A 17,755-nucleotide genomic window follows, 5' to 3' on the forward strand; every position below is an offset into this window, starting at 1 on the left:
AGCGTGAGCGCGTGGGATATCTCCCCCGGTGGAGTGCGCGACGTCCTGACTCGTACACATGCCGCGGCCATGCCCTTCGAGGGGCAGATGACGAGCTTGAACTCGGCGTTGGAGGGATCCGCCACTGAGTCCAGTTCGGAGATCGTGGGCCAGGCGCTTCAGGGCTTCGTGGAGTCGATTCGGACGGATCTCGAGTTCGTGTTCACTCGCACGGGGGCGTGCATGCAGGCAGCGGCGCAGGCGACGAACGCCTACGTCGAAGGTGATCTGGAGATGGCCGCGAACGCGCAGCGCAGTGCCGCGGCGGCACCCGACCCGTCGGCCACGATGCCGGGGCCGGGCGGTGGGGCGGTGCCCCGATGATCAATCCGGGGGAGATTCCGCAGATCCCCGGCAACATGGATGCGCTGGCCACCCACGCGCAGACGGTTCGGACCGCTGGCGTCGACTTCGCCAACACCGGCCAGGCGGTCGACAGCACCTGGCAGGGGCTGGCGGCGGTGTACACGGCGCCAGAGGCGGCGCAGCTCTTCGCCGCCACCGGCCCGGTGCGTACGGTGTCGGCCTCGGTGGGCGAGGACATCCAGGCGGTCGGGGCCGCGCTGGCCACGTACGCCACCGAGGTCAAGGAGATCAAGGCTCAACTCGCCGCGCTGAAGGGCCAGGCGGAGGAGTTCGTCGGCTCGATCAAGGACGACGAGGACTGGCGCGAGGACCAGGGCAAGGTCGACAAGCACAACGGCCTGATCACCGCCGTGAACACGCAGGTGGCCGCGTTCTTCGAGGCGCAGCGCAAGTGCGCCAACACCATCAACGCGCTGTACGGCGGCCTCCAGTATCGGGCCGACAACGCCGACGGTCAGGCCGACAACGGCGAGTACGGCTTCACCGCCGACACGCTGAACGCCGCCGCCGGTGAGGACGGCGCCCTGCCCTGGGGTAGCAACGAGGAGCACGACCGCGGCTTCTTCGGCGACGTGGGGGCGTACTTCGTCGGCATCGGCATCAGTTTCGTCACCATGCTTCAAGACCTGGGCGGGCTGATCGGCCGGGATCCCACCACGGGTGAGTGGAGCTGGGGCACCGCCGGTCAGTCGTGGCTGGGGCTCGGCAAGTTCGTGTGGGCGGTCTCGATCTACGTCAACCCGGTGACGATCGTGATCGACCAGACGGTCGGCATGCCGTTCATGGAGCAGCGCGAGGCGGGCAACCTCCTGCTCAACGCGGGCAAGACCATCATCGCGTACGACACCTGGGGCGAGGACAAGTCGAAGGCCGCCGGCATGGCCACCTTCAATATCGTCTCAGCGATCGTGGGTACCAAGGGTGCCGCCTCCGGGCTGCGCGGCGCGGGCGCGGCGGTCAACACCATTCGAGGCAGCGCCACCGCCGCGCGGATCGGCGCCGCGTTGGTCCGTACCGGTAACTGGCTCGACAAGCTGCCCACCGTCGGCGAGGTGGCGATCAACTTCGCCAGGAAGTTCGACATCAAGATCCCGCAGCTCGGGTTGGTTCCGGCGATCGCCGGCGACGTGCCGATCGGGCGTGGCTTCGACGTCGAGATGCCCAACGTTCGCGGTGGCGACGCGATGCACATGGACGGCGGCAACGGGCCGGGCGGCCATCTGCCTGGCGGGAACACGCCGGGCGGTCACGTCCCCGGTGACCTGACGCCCGGTGGGCATATCCCGGACGGCAACGCCCCCGGTGGGCACATCCCTGACGGCAATACGCCGGGCGGGAACCTCCCCGAGGGCAATACTCCGGGCGGCAACATCCCGGACGGTAACGGGCCTGGCGGCAACCTCCCGGACGGCAACGGGCCTGGCGGCAACCTGCCGGACGGCAACGGGCCTGGTGGCAACCTTCCGGACGGTAACGGGCCTGGTGGCAACACCCCCGACGGGAACCCGCCGGGCGGAGGAAACGCCGATCGCGGGCGGGATCTGACGCCGGATGAGCAGCAGCGGTTCCTCGACCAGGCTGGCCGGCTCGATCCCGCAGCGCGGGCTCAGGTCCAGGACCTGCTCTCCCGTACCGATCTTCCGGACGGCATGGCCAACCAGGCGGCGCGGGACTTCATGGACCTCCAGGACTCCGGGCGGCTGGCGGGAGGCGTCGACCGACAGGGAGACATCTTCCGCGACGTGCTGAACAACCTCAGCGGGGACCGGTCTGCCTTCGAGGGGGCCGCGACGGAGCTGCGTGCCGCAAACGAGGTGCTGCAGAGCGGCGATCTGGCGCCCGGCAGCAAGATCGGTCTGAACGTCGTCGCCGGTGAACGGGTCAACCTGGGCAACGGCACGGTCGTCGACACCGGGCGCATCCCCGAAAGCGATCTCGTCTACCAGACCGCCGACGGCAACGTTCACGTGACGGAGGTCAAGGCCACCGCACAAACCGTGGCCAACAAGTTCCGATCCGATCCTGCTCAGTTGGATCGCATGCTCGACTGGCGTAACGGTGCCCCGGGACGTGAGGTGAGCGTTCGGGTCGGCACCGATGAGGGCTGGACGGGACTTTTCAGCCGCGCTGGCAACGATCCTCCACAGATGGCGATTGAACGGCTCGCCGATCAGAACGTACCGATCAGCATCGGCGGGCGTACCTTGACCCCGCAGCAGTTGACCGCGCTGCAGGAGGCGGTGGAGCGGGCCGCAGCCGACCCGGCGCATCCGATGCGCAAGCCGGGCGCCTGGTTCGGCGAGCACCTGCCGAATCTCGAAGCGGCACGTGACTTCCTCAGGCCCTACGGAGTTGATTTCCTGTGACCGATCCCTGGGTTACCCCCGAAATGCTGGCCGCCGTGCCAGTCCCATGGCGACTGGCGGATCCCGTCGAGCGTGGAAAGGCGACGCGCGAGCTGCCGCCCAGCCCACCACAGCGGGCCGAAGCCCTGCGGGCGTTGGAGACGTGCCTCGCCTATCTGGTGGACGTCCGGGACCGTTACGGCGACGACACCGATTGGGGACTTCCCAAGGCGTTCTTCGACGACTACTGGTTCATTCTGTACACCCGGCTGAAGCAATCGATGCCGACTCTCGCCGACGTCACGCCCGAGAAGGTGCGCGCCTGGGCTGACGCGTACCTGGACTCGGAGGACGTCTTCGGCGTCACGTGGACGACGCCACCGGACGAGGTCATCGACAGCATTGGTCGATCATGGGCCTTCTTCATCCTGCAGGGAGCGACAGAGAGCCTGGTCCGCTGGTTCCGCAACGTGGGGCCCGACCAGTTGGACGATTCGGAACGAGCCCGGGTGGTCAGTCTCCTCAAGGAAGCCACACCTCGACTGCAGTGGCGTCTGACGATCGTCACCATTCCGGCGATTCTCGATCTCGACGGCTCGGCGGAGAAGGGCTACTTCGATCGTCTGGCGAACGATCCGGGCCTCCACGAGAAGACCCGCGCCGAGGCGGAGAGTGTGAGCGCGTTCATCGACCGCCAACACGAGCCGATCTAGTTGTCATGGGGGAAAGGGCGTGAGTGTTTCAAGCTACCTGGTGTGTCCGTCGCGCCAGTTGATGATCGGGCTTGGTAAGCGGCTGAGAGAGCCGAGTGGGACGGTCATCGGATACTCCATCGGTAACCACTTGACCTCCGAAGATCCCCAGCTCACGCAGGCGCTCTGGAAGTTTCTCGCCGACACCGCCGGTGCCGGACTTGTCGTTAAATTCAGCGACGACGAGGACTTCGAGGAGATCGCGGGCTATCGCGAGCTCGGCGGGGATGAGCACGGCGACATCACGATCGAGGACTACGTGCGCACAGGCGTCTAGGGTTGCCTCGCCCTGAACCGACGTGTTGACGCGATATGTCGGCGGGGCGTCGGCGATACTGTCGAGGTGGAGTACGTGTCCAGGGCGCCGCGACCGCCGCTGGACGCGCTGATCGACGACCTCTATTACCTGGAGGGTTCGTCGCCGTACGCCCGGCTGATGTTGCCGCCGATGCCGGCGGCGCTGCTCATCGTCAACCTCGGGGCGCCGTTTCGCATTCGTGCCGGCGCCGACATCGAGACGGTCGAGTACGCAGACGGCTGTGTCGTCACCACTCCCACCCGCGTCGTGGAGTTCGGGTACCCACTTCGGACCCGGTCCGTCGGCGTGCACGTCAAGCCGTGGGGACTGGCGCCGTTCCTACCGATGCCCGCGGTCGAGCTGTGTGACCGGCCGGTGACGTTGGAACAGGTGTGGGGCCGGCCCGCCATTGCCGAGCTGCGCGACCGGCTGGCTACGGCGGACGGGCCGCACCAGATGCTGACGCTGCTCGAGGACGAGCTCATGCGACGGCTGCGCGAGACCAGCGGCCTGGGGCTGGTTCGTCATACGAGCAGCGTCATCGCCGCGACCAGCGGGGCAGTGGCCATCGACGACCTGCGGGTCTCGGCCGGCGTCAGCAGCACGCACCTGGTTCAGCGGTTCAAGGATCACGTCGGCATTACCCCGAAGCGGCTGGCCCGCACCTACCGCTTCGCCGCCACCGTGCTCACGATCGACCCTGCCGGGCCGGTTGACTGGGCCGAGCTCGCCAGCGGCGCGGGCTACTTCGACCAGGCCCACTTCGGCCACGAGTTCCGAGCGTTCACCGGGCTCACACCGACCCGGTACGTCGAAGTCCGGCGGCGGTTTCTGCGCGAGCACCCCGGCCAGGTGTTGGACGGTTGGCCGCTGCCGGTCGATTGATTTTCTACAAGAGCGGCAGCTCACGGCACGCTACCTTGGGGCGTCTCAGAGCAGAGGAGAGCCCGTGGGCAAGGTGGTCATGTACGGCTCGGTGTCGGTGGACGGCTTCGTCGCGGACGACAGCGACCAGCCGGGACCGCTCTTCGACTGGCTGGCGAACGGTGACGTCCCGCTGGACGAGAGCGGCATGGTGAAGGTCTCGCAGACGTCCTACGACTACACCCGGCCGTACTGGGACCAGATCGGGGTGACGGTCGTCGGCCGCCACGTCTTCGATCTGACGGACGGCTGGGACGGGAAGCCGCCGAGCGGGATCGACCACGTGGTCGTCGTGACGCACCGGCCGCCGCCCGAGAGCTGGGACCCCGCGACGCCGTTCCACTTCGTTGGCGGCGTCGAGGCGGCCGTGGCCCGAGCGCGGGAGCTTGCGGGTGACCGCGTGGTCGAGGTCGCCGCTGGCGACGTCGGTGGCCAGGTGCTTGCCGCAGGCCTGATCGACGAGGTACGCATGGACGTCGTACCCGTGGTGCTCGGCTCCGGGAAACGTTACTTCGGGTCGGTCGACGCGCAGCACCTGCTGGAGGATCCGGACGTGGTGATTCAGGGCAACCGGGTGCTCCACCTGCGCTACCGGGTGCGCCGCTGACCGGTGTGGTCAGGCGATCGGCGGGTCAGCCGCCCGAACCGCCGTTCAGGCCGTAGCGACGCAGCACCGCGCCGAGCGTCTCGTACGGCGCGCCCGGACCGCCGTCCAGTCGGTACCACCACGCCCGTCGGGCACCCCGCCCGAAGGGCCGACCCACGACAACCTCGTGCTCGGACTCGACGGGGTTTTCGTGGTGGCCGACGAGGATGCCCCACGGCAGCGCCGGCATGCTCGGTCGGCTCGACCGCAGCCCGCCGGACCGGCCCGGATGCACGGACACGATCAGGCTGCGGGCGCTACCCGCCAACTTCTCGGCGAGTCCTTCGAGCGTCGCCGCGTCGACGACCGACAGGGGCGGGCCGGCCAGCCGGAGTTGTTCGCGGACGCCGACGTCGACCCGTTCGACCGTCAGGACCCCGAGCGTCGTCGTCTCGTCGCCGCCGCCGACGATGGTCAGGCTGGTGGGTGCCGGCGCGCGCGTTCGACAGAATGCGGTGAGTTCGTGGCGTGACCACGGTTCGGTGACCGGTTCCGCGACGCCCCAACCGGTCGGCTCGGCGCCGGTGAGGGCGCGGACGGCGGCCTCGGTGCTGGCGCCCAGCCGCAGGGCCTCGGTGGCGGGGTGCATGGTGACGATCTGGATCTCCAGGCCGCCCGTCCACGGTGTGTTCGTGGGCAGTGTTCCAGCGGTCTGCGCGGCGTCGGGTCTGGCGAAGCGGTGACCGTCCCAGCGCAGCGGCAGACCGGTGAGGCCGTCCCGGTACTCCTCGCCCGCCCGCACCACCCACTGGCCCTGCGCCTGGGCGAGCATCGTCTCGAACGGGTACGTGATGACGCCGTCCACCGGCGTGACGACCTGGAGCAGCAGACCGTCGCGTACCGCGTCGACGGCCGCCTGCGCGAGCCACGGTGCCAGGCCGACCACCGCCCGGTCCTGGTGCAGGACGACGGCCCGGTCGGTGATCGTGTCGGTTGCGCCGTTCATCGGCTCTCCCATGTCAGCCCTCCGGTGATCTCAACCAGCGCGGCGGTGAAGCGACGGGCGACGTCCGCGGCCTGCGGGTCCGCGCCCGGCGCCCGGCTCTCCACCCACCAGACCGGCTCGGGTACGTCGTCGGCGGGGGCGAGGCCGAGGAGCCGCCGCGCCTCCCCGGGTACGCGCACGAGGCGCGCGGCCTCGACGCTCAGCAGGAGCCGCCCGTCGATGGGGTCGAACAGTTGCACCAGCCCGACCGCCTCGACGGTGTCCATCTTCAGCTCGGAGCCGGCCGCGAGCAGGGCCCCGAGCATCGCGGCCGCATCGGGCTCGGCGCGGCACAGCGCCACCGTGTCGAACGTCATCAGTGCTCCTTCGTCTCACCGGTGAACGCGGTCTGCACCATGCGGGGACCATCGCCGGGGCGGATCAGTTGCGCGCGGCCGGTCGGCAGGACCATGGGCCGCACGCCGGAGAACAGTTGGCCCTCCGTCCGGTCGCCCGACATGAGCAGGCTGAGGCAGCCGGCCTCCCGTACGGCCAGCGGGAACGGCTCGAACAGGCCGCGTGAGGCACCGGCCACCCGGCGGGCCATCACGACGTGCAGCCCGGTGTCGCGGCCGGCCGCCACGTGCGGCACCAGCGCGCCGAGCGGCTGGGTGGCCGACGCGGCCAGGATGTCGTAGTCGTCGATGAGCAGCACGATCCGGGTACGCGCCGCCTCCGGCGACTGCCGTTTCGCCAGCTCGTCGGAGACCGCCCTGGAGAGTTGCTGGGCGAGCGCCGGGTTCGGGGCGTACCCGCCGCAGTAGGAGTCGGGCACCACGTCGGCGAGGGCACGACGCGGGTCGAACACGGCGAAGACGAGTTCCTCGGAGTCGTACTGCCCCATCAACTCCTCGGCGACCAGCCGCAGCAGGTTCGTCTTGCCCGTCCGGGGGTCCCCGAGCACGAGGAGGTGCTGGTCGCGGCCGAAGAGGTCGAGGGCGGCGGTGGAGAAGTCGTGCTCGTAGCGGCCGAAGGGAACCACCCCGTGACCGGAGGGCGCGCCGGCCAGGTCGGCCACGGGAAGCACGGCGGGCAGGACCCGCACCGGCGGCGGCAGCGCGCCCGTCCAGGCCGCCCGTACCGATCGGGCCGCCGCGACCAGACCGGCGACCGCCGGGTCGGCGACCCCGTCCAGGCGGGGAAGCGCCACCTGGGCGAACAACTTCTCGCTGGTCAGCGCCCGACCAGGCTGGTCCGGTGGTACGGCTCGGGCCTGCCTGCCGTCGATGCTGGATTCGGCGGGCTCGGTGAGCCGCAGCTCGACGCGGTTGGCGAAGGCGACCTGCTGGGCGGCGCGGACCTCGTTCCATCGCCGGGCCGTGCCGACCACGTGGATGCCGTAGCGACCGCCCCGGGCGAGCAGGCCGTGCACCTTGCCTTCGAGACCTTCGAACTCGGCGTTGAGCTGTCCGTACCCGTCGATCAGCAACACCACGTCGACGCAGCCGACCTCGGTGCGTACGGCTTCGTCGGCGTTCCGCAGGTCCTCGACCGTGTCGAACTGGTGGCGGGTGAAGATGCGCTGCCGCCGGGTGAGCATCGCGTGCACCTCGTCGACGACACGGCGAACACGCTCACGGTCCTCGCGTCCCGCGACGCCGCCGACGTGGGGCAGCTCGGCGAGCCCCGACAGGCCGTTTCCCAGCAGGTCGATGCCGTAGATCCCGACGTCGGTGGGACGGCGGGTGGTGGACAGGCTGAGCGCGAGGGTGCGCAGCGCCGTTGTCTTGCCGCTGCCGGGCCCGCCCAGGATGAGCAGGTTGCCGCCGCTCCCCGCGAGGTTCAGCACCCAGGGGCCCTGCCACTGGCGGGCCGGATCGTCGAGTCGGCCCAGCGGAACCGGCAATCCACCGCCGCGCGGCGGGCTCATCCCCAGGCGTACACCATCGGGTGTGGTGCTCACCCCGCCGGCCATCTCGTCGAGGGTGAGCAGCGACGGCAGGGGCGGTAGCCAGATCGCCGGGACGCGCTGCCCGCTCGCCGCCATCTGCCGTACCACCGTGGACAGCAGGGTCGGTCCGGTGGTGCGCCGGGTGGCCGTCGGCTCGGTCGGCGCGCTCTCGTCGACGTCGGCGCGGGCGGTGCCGAACATCGGCATCGGTTTCGCCAGCGGTCCGACGATCGGGGCGAGCTCGGCGTCCGCACCCTCGTCGAGCGGGCCGGACACGTAGGCGGCCTTGAACCGCTGGTAGATCGACACGTCGACCTTCAGGTACCCGTTCCCGGGCAGCGGCGGCAGGTGGAACGCGTCGACCGTGTCGAGGACGGTGCGCGACTCGATCTCGGTGAGCGTACGCAGGCCGATCCGGTAGGCGAGATAGTTCTCCAGGCCGCGCATCTTGCCCTGCTCGACGCGCTGGCTGGACAGCAGCAGGTGCACGCCGATGGACCGCCCGATCCGACCGATGCGCAGGAACAGGTCGATGAACTCCGCCTTGGCGGCGAGCAGTTCACCGAACTCGTCGATGAGCACGAGGAGGTGGGGCAGTGGGGGTAGGTCGCTGCGCTCACCCTGGGCGCGGAGCATCTGGTACTCGGTGATGTCGGTGACCTTGCCGGCGTCGGCGAGCACCTGTTGGCGGCGCTGCACCTCGCCGTCGAGGCTCGTGTACATCCGCTCCACCAGCGCCGCGTCGGCCGCCAGGTTGGTGATCAGCCCGGCCAGGTGCGGTAGGTCGCTGAACGGCGCGAAGGTGGCCCCGCCCTTGTAGTCCACGAGGACCATCGCCATCCGCTCCGGCGGATGACTCGCCGCCAGGGCGAGCACGAGCGTACGGAGCAGCTCGCTCTTGCCCGAGCCGGTCGCCCCGACGCACAGCCCGTGCGGCCCCATGCCGAGCTGCGCGGGCTCCTTCAGGTCGAGCAGCACCGGACGCCCGGCGGGATCGACCCCGATCGGGACACGGAGAAAGTCTCGCTCTCCACGTGGCCGCCAGAGGCTGGTCAGGTCGAGGTCGGTGAGGTCGGACAGGCCCAACAGATCCTGGAAGTCGGCCGGTGGGGTGCCGGTGCCGTCGTCGTAGGAGTCGGCGGACAGTCGCAGCGGTGCGACGCTGCGGGCCAGTCCCTCCACGAGCGGACCCGGCGCCGCGTCGAGGGTGCCTCGTACGGTCATGGCGGGGGACGCGGTGAGGTCCTCCAGGGTGACCGAGTCGCCGTCGATGGTGATCCGGCGGGAGACGTCGCCGGGCTCGTGCAGCCGGTCGGCGAGCAGGTGGACCACCGTGACGCCGAGGCTGTCCAGTCCGACCGTCGGGTCGGGGCTGGCCAGCACGCGAGCCAGCTCACCGTGCGCGTCGTCGATGACCAGCAGGCGCGGCCGGGCCTTCGCCTCGGCTCGCCCGCCACCGTGGCGGAAGGCCTTGAGCGCGCTGGTGGCCCGCTCCTCCAGGTCGTCGCGGAGCAGTTCCACGAGCGTCTGCGCCGTCGTGACCAGCAGCGGGGTCGGGCCGGACGGGCCGATCGAGGTCCGGTCGAGCAGGTGGGGCAGCCACCGCGCCCACCGCCAGTCCCGGGCCCGTTCGGGAGTGGTGATGATCGCGAGCGTCACGTCGTCCGGTGCGTGGAACGTGGCGACCTGCACGAGGATCGCCCTGGCGACGGCCACCGCCTCCGCGTGGTTCGGCGCTATCACGCTGACGTCCCCGGCGCAGTCGAGGTTCGCCCGCAGGGGCAGCCCGGGTGTCAGCGCGAAGCGGCGGATCAGTGAACGCGCCTCGTGACGCATGAACGGATCGAGCGGGTTGGTGGGCGTGCTCTGCTCGCGCAGCTCGATGGGTCGCACCGGCAGCGCGCCCACACCCAGTCGTACGTGCAGGAAGTCGATGTCGGCGCGTCGGCGCTCCCAGAGCCGGGCGGGGCTGCGGATCACGTCGAGCAGCCGGTTCACGGGCGGGTCGAGGAGGCTGGCTTCCGTACGCATCCGCTGCTCGCTCTCGCGCAGCTGGTCCCGCAGCTCCTCCAGATAGTCCTGGTAGCGCTCGCGCTGCGCGCGGCGCTGTCGGCCGGCCTTGCCCAGTTGGGTGAGGTACATCGCACCGGCGGCGCCCAGCGCCGCCACCATCACCACCGCGCCGAGGGCCGCGAACCCCGAGCCACGCAGGAACATCATCATGCTCATGGCCACGCCCGCGCCGGCCATCGGCAGCAGCGCCTGTAGCCCCATCGCGGACCGGCCGTCGGGCAGTTGCGGTGGCGGGTCCAGCACCAGCGGGTCCATCGTGGACATCGGGCGGGCCATCCGGGCCGGGCGGTGCACCATGCGCGTCGACATGCGGTCCTCCGGTCAGGTCTGCCGGGCGCGGGTCAGGGCCAACGCGGCCGCGCGGGTCACCTCCACGAGTGTCGCCTCGCCGATCCGTGACGGCGTGATGAGCGCGCCGGCGGCCAGGTGACGGTCGTAGGGCAGCGCCACCACCGGTACGCCGGTCTGCCCGATCAGCTCCCGTGCCGCGCGCTGGTCCAGCGTCGAGCGGCCGTGCGGGTTGCCCGCGCTCAGCACGACGACGACCCGGTCCAGCCACGCCCCGTACCCGTCGTCGACGATCCGACGGAGGGCCTGGTAGGTGCCCCGTACCCCGTCGGGTGTGGCCGCCGCGACGAGCACCACGGCGTGCGCGTCGGCCATCACCCCCGCCGGGGTACGGGCCTCCAGGCCGGGTGGGCAGTCGGTGACGGTGACGGCGAAGAGGCGCGACAGCGCGCGGGTGACCGCGGTGCACAGGTTCGCGTTGGTGGTGCCGCCCGGCAGCACCCAGAGGCCCGTCCCGGTGCGGGGTAGGAGTGGTGCCAGCTCGCGTAGGTCGCCGCCTCGTGCCGCGAGCAGGCCGGGTGCCAGCTGGTGCAGCGACGGCTCGCTCGGCACGCCGAGCCGCCAGGTCAGTGAGCCCTCGTACGGGTCGGCGTCCGCGGCGAGGACCGGATCGGCACGACGGGCCGCGAACACCGACGCCAGCAGCGCGGCGACCGTGGACTTCCCGGCGCCACCCTGCACGGAGGCCACCGCGATGCGCCGGCCGGTGTGTACGGGCGACTGCACCTCGGCCGCCAGGTCGGTGAGTTCCCGGTTCTGCCGGCCGCTGGCGAACATCTGGCTGGCGCTGCGCCAGGTACGCCGTAGCGCGGAGTCGCCGGAGGGGGGACGGCGTGCGATCGGCGGATTGTTCGGTTCGGCCACCGAGGGACCGGCCGGCGGTGCGGTTCGCGGCACCGGAGGAGCGCTCATGCCACCCCCTCTCTCAGAAGGTGTCGAGTAGGCGTGAGTAGAGCCCGAACACCCCTACGGCGACGGGCACCAGCGCCATCACGGTGAGGGCTTCGACGCGGTCAGCGACCTGTCGGCCCCGCGCCAGGATGTGTGGCGGCGGCCGGTACGCCAGGATCGCCAGGGACACCGCGCAGACACCGAGGGCCGCCACGGCGGTGGCCCACCACGTCTCGGGTCGCTGGTGTATCCAGCTCAGCAGCAGGCCACCCACGACGGTCAGCGTGCCGGTCACCAGCGCCACCACTTCGGCCGCCAGCGGGAAGGCGCGCATCCGCAGCAGCAGGGCGGCGGCCACGAGGACTGCCAGCGTCAGTGGCCACGGACCCGGCGTGGCCGCCAGGACGAGCCCGGCGAGCGTCGCCGAGGTCGCCGCCGCGATCGCCGCGACAGCCAGTCCTCTGTGCGCGGAGTCGACGGCGGCCTGTACGGATACGCGGTTCACCGGCTCGTCGTTGCTGCGTCGGTCGTCGAGGCGGGTGAGGCCCGAGGTGATCAGCGCGAACCGGGGTAGCAATCCCAGCACGCCCACCGACGCGATCGCCATCACCGCCGCGGTCCGCTCGTCGGAGACGCCGAACAGCAGCGGGGTGCCCCAGCCCGCGACCAGGAGGAGTGCTGTCCCGCCACCGAGGAGGCCGGCGCGGCCGTTGCCCGTCGCCGCGCCCACGGTCAGGACGGTGCAGCCGATCACCACGGCCCACAGCGCCAGCTGTCCGGCGCCGGTGTCGGTCCAACCGGGCACGGTGGTCGTCACGATCGCGGCGCCGCTCAGCAGCACCGCCACCCCGACGGCCCGTCGGCCCGCCACTCCGAGGAGGAGGCCGGCCAGGGCGACCGCGCCACCGACGACGCTGACCAGGGCGGGACCGAGTCGTGGGCCGGAGAACAGGGCGGCCGTGGTGGCGGCCACCAGGCAGGCGGTGGTGGCGGTCCACGTCCGAGGGACGTCACCCCAGCGGCCGCGTCGACGCGTGAGATCGTCGCCGACCTCGTCGGAGACGTCGTGGACGATCGCCGCCGGTGGTGCCTCCGAGATGGGATCGACCCGGAGCAGGGCGCCGTCGGGAACGGCGGCCTGCCGCAGACTGCCGGCGGGATCGAGCACCGTACCGTCGAGGGTGCTGATCTGGTAGCCGCGCGAATCGTCCGTCGGTGGGTGGCCCACGAGGGCGACGACCTCGGGCAGCAGCAGGCCGAGTGGTTCGTCGGCGGGCAACACGAGGTCGATGCGGCGGTGTGGCCCGGCCAGGGTCACCCGACTGAGGTGGCCGGCGGACGCGAGGGTCTGCGGACCGGTCATCGCTGGCCTGTCGGCTGAACCGCTGCCGGGTTGCGTGCCCGCTGTTGCTCGGCGACGACGTTCTGCAGGAAGGACCAGCCCACACACACGGCGCAGGCCACCGCCGCGAGCACGAGACCGGCCCGCAGCCAACGGAAGCCGTCACCCGTGGCGCGGACGCGGCGCTGCCTGCCCCACAGCAGCAGCTCCCGCATGCGGGCACGGCGAACCGCGACCGACTCGATGAGCTGGGTGTCGAATTCCCGGGCCACGGCTCGATTCTATCCACGGCCGCTAATTCGATTGGGGGCGACGATCACGCGCTGCCGGTGAGCCTGCCACGCCAACGCGTCGACGATGATCAACCTATGAAGGGCCGGTGGCTCCGAGTGCGGCGGCCACTCGGGCTGCCTCGTGCCGGCCCTGGTCCCGTCCGGCGGCCACGAGCCCGGGTACCACGGACCGGTCCGTCACGCTCGCGCCCTGCGCCCGCTTGGAGGCCGTGTCGCGCAGCAGCAGCTCGACCGGGCGGCCCTTACCCAGGGCGGCGCGCTGCTTCTCGATCCGGGCCCACGGCCCGATGGCGGCGGTGCTGGGCGCGAGGGCGATCACCGGGCCGTTCCCGGGTGCGAGGTCCAGGTTGAGGCTGGATCGCATGCCGCCGTCCATGTACCGGTGACCGTCGATGGCGACCGGAGCGGCGGACTGCGGCATGGCGCAGCTCGCGGCGACCGCGTCCACGAGGGGTACGCCGTCGTGCCGCGTGAAGAGGCGCAGGACGCCGGACTCGACGTCGACGGCGGTGACGCGCAGGTCGGCGTCCTTCCAGTTGTGGTCGGGGAGGCGGGCCTCGGCGATCCGGCGCTGCCGCGACGGGTCGTCGATGGGTGCCGCGAGCGCGAGCTTGCCGAGGCGACGGGCGGCCTGCTCGGGGCTGCGGGCGAACAGCTGTGCCCGGGCGAGCCGCAGGAGGCTGAGCAGGCCCAGCGCGGGCCCGGTCTCGTGGGGTACGCCCTGACGCTGGCGCTCGTACAGCTCGGGCAGGGGTGTGCCGCTGGCGATCTGGGCGCCCACCACCGCGCCGGCGCTGGTGCCGAGAAGCACCGCGTCCGGGCCCACGGTCAGTCCCTCGTCGGCGAGGCCGGCGAGGACGCCCACCTCCCAGGCGATGCCGGCGACTCCACCGCCACCGAGCACCCAGACCGGCCGCGTGTCGTCCGTCATCGCCATCCTCCCGCCATGTTACCGCTAACGCTGTTCGCAGTTTGACGCTAGCAGGGGACCTGGAGGGCTGACAACTGCTGGCTCAGGGCTTCCGTCGGCCGAAGATGATCCCGCCGAGCTTGCTCTCCGGCGAGGTGACCGTCATCTCCGCCTCGACCGCGAAGCCGTTGTCGCGCAGCCAGGCCGTCATCCGGGCCGGCCGGCGACGGTGCACGTGGACCCGCATCGGGTGGCCGCCGTACCCCTCGGTCTTGAGCGTCGTCTCGTCACCCACGTGGAAGCCGACCAGCAGTGGGCCGCCCGGCCGAACCACCCGGCGAAAGTGCGCGAGGACCTGACCGAGCCGTTCGTCCGGAACGTGGATGAGCGAGTACCAGGCGAGCAGACCGGCCACCGAGCCGTCGGCCAGGTCGAGGTCGGTCATCGAGCCCATCTCGAACCGCAGGTCGGGGTTGTCGCGGCGGGCCACCGCCAGCATGCCGGGGGACAGGTCGATGCCGAACACGTCGAGACCCAGCTCGTGCAGGTGGGCGGTGATGCGACCGGTGCCGCACCCCACGTCCGCGACCGGACCGCCGCCCGCGGCGCGGACGAGTTCGGCGAACAGCGCCAGCGCGGCCCGCTCGTAGGGTGCGCTGGCCAGAAAGTCGCGGACGAGGTCGGCGTAGCTGACCGCTACCGTGTCGTACGAGGTGCGCGTGTCGGCCAGCCAGTCGTCCGCGTCCATCATGGAAGATTATCGGCCGACGGTCACCTGTGCCGGCCCCCTGGGGGCTCCACCTCTGTCGGGGGTTGCTGAGCGTACGGTCAGCGCCATGAACGACAGTCGCGCCGCCAGACCTCTTCTTCGCCGAACCTCGGACCTGCCCGCCTGCCCGGCGAACGGGGTGCAACGCGCGGTGGGTTCGGCGTCGGGTGAGCGTCGATGAACCGCAGCCCGGTGCTGTTGGGCGCCATCGCACTCGCCCTCGTGGCGGCCCTTCTGTCCGCGCCCGGTGGAGCACCCGTGACCGCTCACGCCGCAGCGGTCGCCTGTCCCACGCCAGCGCGGCCGACGATGAAGATCCTGACCGTTGGCGACTCGATCACCGAGGGCGCGACGATGGCCGGCTCGGTGAGCGCTGCCTACCGTGCGGAGTTGGGGCGACTGCTCACCGAGAACTGCGTCCCGCACACCTTCGCCGTCGCGGCGGTGGGGGGTACGACCTGCGGCTACTGGACGACACGGATGGCGGACCTCGTCAGCACGCACCAGCCCGACCTGATCCTGCTGAACTGCGGGACCAACAACAATCTGTCGACCGCCACCGCGACACAGATCACCGCTTTCGAGCGCACCTACCGGACACTCTTCGACATCGCACTGGACCTGGACCCGGACGTCGTCATGTACCCGGCGTGGGTGCAGTACAGCGCCGGCCACGGCACGACCGGCTGCACGACCCCACCGGGCCCGAGCCCGGCCTGGCTCCCCGCGAGCGAGGCCGTCGTCAACGACGCGATCTACCGCAGCATCAAGGTCATCGACGAGTTCGGCGACCGCGTACCGACGTGGATCGACTACCAGCCCATCCCCGAAGGCTATCTGGACGAGTGTGGGGTGCACCCCACACCGGGTGGCTACGACGTGATGGGCAGGCTGGCTTACAACACCATCGCCCCACGGCTGGGTGTACCGCTCGCGCCACTGCCGTGTGGGCTGGTCGGCCGTCGGCCGGACCATCCGGTCGGTGACTGGACCCCCTGCAGGACGATGAACCTCAACTCGTGACGCGTGTCCGCTCGTCGCCGCCGATTCAGACGTAGATCTTCTTGGCGTACTCCGGGCCGTAGTGCCTCTCCAACTCCTCCAGGCTCTCGACGGGCGCCTCGACCTCCTTGATCAGGCGGGCGCGGGACGGCAGCACGTCGGGCTGCCAGGTCTCCGGCTGCCACAGCGCGGACCGCAGGAACGCCTTCGCGCAGTGGTAGAAGATCTGCTCGATCTCCACCACCACGGCGAGCACCGGCCGGTGTCCCTTGACGACCATGTCGTCGAACCAGGGAGCGTCGCGCACCAGGCGGGCCCGCCCGTTGATGCGCAGCGTGTCGGTGCGGCCCGGGATCAGGAACAGCAGCCCGACGTGCGGGTTGTCCAGGATGTTGCGGTAGCCGTCCGCCCGCTTGTTGCCCGGCCGCTCCGGCAGCGCGATGGTCGTGTCGTCGAGCACCAGCGCGAACCCGGCCGGGTCGCCCTTCGGGGAGACGTCACAGGTGCCGTCCGCGCCGGCCGTCGCCACCAGGCAGAACGGCGCGGCGGCGAGCCACTGCCGGTCGCGCTCGTGCAGGCGGGGGCGGTCCTTGTTGGCGGCCCGGGGGTGCGGCGTCCCGAGCAGCTCGCGTAGTTCCTCGTGCGTGGTGATCTCCACCGTCACGTGATCCTCCCTGAGCCGTTGACCAGGGTGGCGGGCGCGCCACCGTCGCCAGCCTAGGCCCGCGTGGCCATCGAGGTTTGCCCCTGGTAGCCGGGGGTACGGCCTCACTCGACACGCCCGCCGCACGTACCGTCCGCAGGAGCGCCGACCAGTGGAGGCCGGGACATGGAGAGTCGACTCAAGGTGCTGGGTCACCCAGTCCATCCAATGCTTGTCATGTTCCCGGTCGCGTTGCTGGTCACGGCGGTGCTCTTCGACATCATCGACACCGTTGGCGGCCCCGATTTCCTCGGCGAGGTCGCGTACTGGAACATCACCGTCGGTCTGATCGGCGGCCTGCTGGCCGCGGCGGCCGGTTCGTTCGACCTGCTGGCGATCCCGACGGGCACCCGCGCGAAGCGGGTCGGTCTGCTGCACGCGGGCGCGAACGTCGCGGTGATCCTGCTCTTCGCCGCCGTCTGGGCGGTCCGGCTCAACGCGGACTCGCGGGCCGCCGGCGGCGCGCTGATCGCCATCGAGGTGGTCGCGGTGGCGATCCTCGGCATCAGCGCCTGGCTCGGTGGCGAACTTGTCGACCGGCTCGGTGTGGGCGTCGACCCCGACGCCGATCTGAACGCGCCCAGCTCACTGCGACCCACCACCCAGCGGATCGGAGACGCGCGATGACCGAGCAGCAGGCCGGTGGTTTCGGTCGGGGGTGGCGCAGCCGGCAGCAGGGCTGGGACCCGATGGGCGAGTTGCAGTCGCTGCGCGCCGAGCTGAGCCGGTTGGTCGGCGGCCGGGCCGGGGCGTCCGACGTCGAGCTGACCGAGACCGCCGACGGTTGGCAGGTCGTCGTGCGGTTGCCCGGCGTCGCGCCGGAGGAGGTCGCCGTCGAGCTGGACGACCGCGAGTTGTGCGTGCGGGGCCGCTCCGAGGCGGAGGTCAACGCCGACCAGGGCATCCCCGGCGGCTTCGAGACCCGGGGTTTTGAGTACCGCGTCGACCTGCCGTCGCGGGTCGACCCGGAGGGCATCGACGCGGTGATGGACCACGGGCTGCTGCGGGTCCGCCTGCCCCGGGCGGCGCGGCCCGCGCCGCGCACCATCACCGTCGGCCGCACCGGGCCGCGCTCCGGCGGCCTGTCCGGGGGTACGCCGGTTCCGGCCGACCCCGCCGCGGACCGGGAGCTGCACCACCCGGACGCGGTCGGCGAGATCGACCGGCCGTAGCGGGCC

18 protein-coding genes are annotated in these 17,755 nt (G+C 71.2%); 9 read left to right on the forward strand and 9 right to left on the reverse strand.

The window, feature by feature from the left end; translation table 11 throughout:
• Positions 1-3 precede the first annotated feature (3 nt).
• The 6 genes from AB0I89_RS11110 (at position 4) to AB0I89_RS11135 (ending at position 5,331) form a co-directional block, all read left to right on the forward strand.
• On the forward strand, positions 4-363 hold the full coding sequence (locus AB0I89_RS11110; protein WP_355049251.1) for a DUF6507 family protein: 360 nt from the start codon (positions 4-6) through the stop codon (positions 361-363).
• The gene (locus tag AB0I89_RS11115; RefSeq protein WP_357123720.1) at positions 360-2,771 is read left to right on the forward strand and encodes a hypothetical protein; all 2,412 of its coding nucleotides are present in this window, start codon (positions 360-362) and stop codon (positions 2,769-2,771) included. The genes AB0I89_RS11110 and AB0I89_RS11115 overlap by 4 nt, the downstream gene beginning before the upstream one ends.
• Complete coding sequence (locus AB0I89_RS11120) at positions 2,768-3,463, forward strand: hypothetical protein (RefSeq protein WP_357123723.1); 696 nt, start codon at positions 2,768-2,770, stop codon at positions 3,461-3,463. The genes AB0I89_RS11115 and AB0I89_RS11120 overlap by 4 nt, the downstream gene beginning before the upstream one ends.
• Before the next feature lie 19 nt (positions 3,464-3,482).
• Positions 3,483-3,779 (forward strand): hypothetical protein, encoded by a 297-nt coding sequence (locus tag AB0I89_RS11125; protein WP_357123726.1) that lies wholly within the window; start codon positions 3,483-3,485, stop codon positions 3,777-3,779.
• Positions 3,780-3,854: 75 nt separating this feature from the next.
• Positions 3,855-4,685, forward strand: a complete 831-nt coding sequence (locus AB0I89_RS11130; protein ID WP_357123729.1) for a helix-turn-helix domain-containing protein — start codon at positions 3,855-3,857, stop codon at positions 4,683-4,685.
• 64 nt (positions 4,686-4,749) lie between these two features.
• Positions 4,750-5,331 carry a dihydrofolate reductase family protein gene (locus AB0I89_RS11135; RefSeq protein ID WP_357123732.1) on the forward strand — a complete coding sequence of 194 codons (582 nt, stop codon included), beginning with the start codon at positions 4,750-4,752 and terminating at the stop codon, positions 5,329-5,331.
• A gap of 25 nt (positions 5,332-5,356) precedes the next feature.
• On the opposite strand, the gene AB0I89_RS11140 is transcribed toward AB0I89_RS11135, so the two are convergent.
• From AB0I89_RS11140 to AB0I89_RS11175, 8 genes are all read right to left on the reverse strand, one after another.
• A complete protein-coding gene (locus tag AB0I89_RS11140) occupies positions 5,357-6,316 on the reverse strand; it encodes a DUF6177 family protein (RefSeq protein WP_357123735.1) in 960 nt (319 codons plus the stop codon).
• The gene (locus tag AB0I89_RS11145; protein ID WP_357123738.1) at positions 6,313-6,672 is read right to left on the reverse strand and encodes a hypothetical protein; all 360 of its coding nucleotides are present in this window, start codon (positions 6,670-6,672) and stop codon (positions 6,313-6,315) included. Before AB0I89_RS11145 ends, AB0I89_RS11140 begins: the two co-directional genes overlap by 4 nt.
• Entirely contained in the window at positions 6,672-10,628 is a 3,957-nt protein-coding gene (gene eccCa / locus AB0I89_RS11150) for a type VII secretion protein EccCa (protein ID WP_357123742.1), read from the reverse strand. Before eccCa ends, AB0I89_RS11145 begins: the two co-directional genes overlap by 1 nt.
• A 12-nt stretch (positions 10,629-10,640) precedes the next feature.
• Positions 10,641-11,579 (reverse strand): hypothetical protein, encoded by a 939-nt coding sequence (locus AB0I89_RS11155; RefSeq protein WP_357123745.1) that lies wholly within the window; start codon positions 11,577-11,579, stop codon positions 10,641-10,643.
• Positions 11,580-11,592: 13 nt separating this feature from the next.
• Positions 11,593-12,921 carry a type VII secretion integral membrane protein EccD gene (gene eccD, locus AB0I89_RS11160; protein ID WP_357123749.1) on the reverse strand — a complete coding sequence of 443 codons (1,329 nt, stop codon included), beginning with the start codon at positions 12,919-12,921 and terminating at the stop codon, positions 11,593-11,595.
• Positions 12,918-13,172 carry a hypothetical protein gene (locus AB0I89_RS11165; RefSeq protein ID WP_355049238.1) on the reverse strand — a complete coding sequence of 85 codons (255 nt, stop codon included), beginning with the start codon at positions 13,170-13,172 and terminating at the stop codon, positions 12,918-12,920. The genes eccD and AB0I89_RS11165 overlap by 4 nt, the downstream gene beginning before the upstream one ends.
• Positions 13,173-13,266: 94 nt before the next feature.
• Entirely contained in the window at positions 13,267-14,124 is an 858-nt protein-coding gene (locus AB0I89_RS11170) for a patatin-like phospholipase family protein (RefSeq protein WP_357123753.1), read from the reverse strand.
• Positions 14,125-14,206: 82 nt separating this feature from the next.
• Positions 14,207-14,851 (reverse strand): class I SAM-dependent methyltransferase, encoded by a 645-nt coding sequence (locus tag AB0I89_RS11175; RefSeq protein WP_357123756.1) that lies wholly within the window; start codon positions 14,849-14,851, stop codon positions 14,207-14,209.
• A 198-nt stretch (positions 14,852-15,049) separates the two neighbouring features.
• Between AB0I89_RS11175 and AB0I89_RS11180 the strand changes: the two genes are divergently transcribed.
• On the forward strand, positions 15,050-15,895 hold the full coding sequence (locus tag AB0I89_RS11180; protein ID WP_357123760.1) for an SGNH/GDSL hydrolase family protein: 846 nt from the start codon (positions 15,050-15,052) through the stop codon (positions 15,893-15,895).
• Positions 15,896-15,920: 25 nt separating this feature from the next.
• Here the strand turns inward: AB0I89_RS11180 and AB0I89_RS11185 are convergent, their stop codons facing one another.
• Positions 15,921-16,538: a pyridoxamine 5'-phosphate oxidase family protein gene (locus AB0I89_RS11185; protein ID WP_357123763.1), complete on the reverse strand. Its 618-nt coding sequence runs from the start codon at positions 16,536-16,538 to the stop codon at positions 15,921-15,923.
• A gap of 165 nt (positions 16,539-16,703) precedes the next feature.
• On the opposite strand from AB0I89_RS11185, the gene AB0I89_RS11190 reads away from it, so the two are divergent.
• Together AB0I89_RS11190 and AB0I89_RS11195 are read left to right on the forward strand one after the other, a co-directional pair.
• A complete protein-coding gene (locus AB0I89_RS11190; RefSeq protein ID WP_355049234.1) occupies positions 16,704-17,204 on the forward strand; it encodes a DUF2231 domain-containing protein in 501 nt (166 codons plus the stop codon).
• Positions 17,201-17,749, forward strand: a complete 549-nt coding sequence (locus AB0I89_RS11195) for an Hsp20/alpha crystallin family protein (RefSeq protein WP_357123766.1) — start codon at positions 17,201-17,203, stop codon at positions 17,747-17,749. The genes AB0I89_RS11190 and AB0I89_RS11195 overlap by 4 nt, the downstream gene beginning before the upstream one ends.
• Positions 17,750-17,755: the final 6 nt, after the last annotated feature.

It is taken from the genome of Micromonospora sp. NPDC049801, from assembly GCF_040656575.1.
GTDB lineage: Bacteria > Actinomycetota > Actinomycetes > Mycobacteriales > Micromonosporaceae > Micromonospora.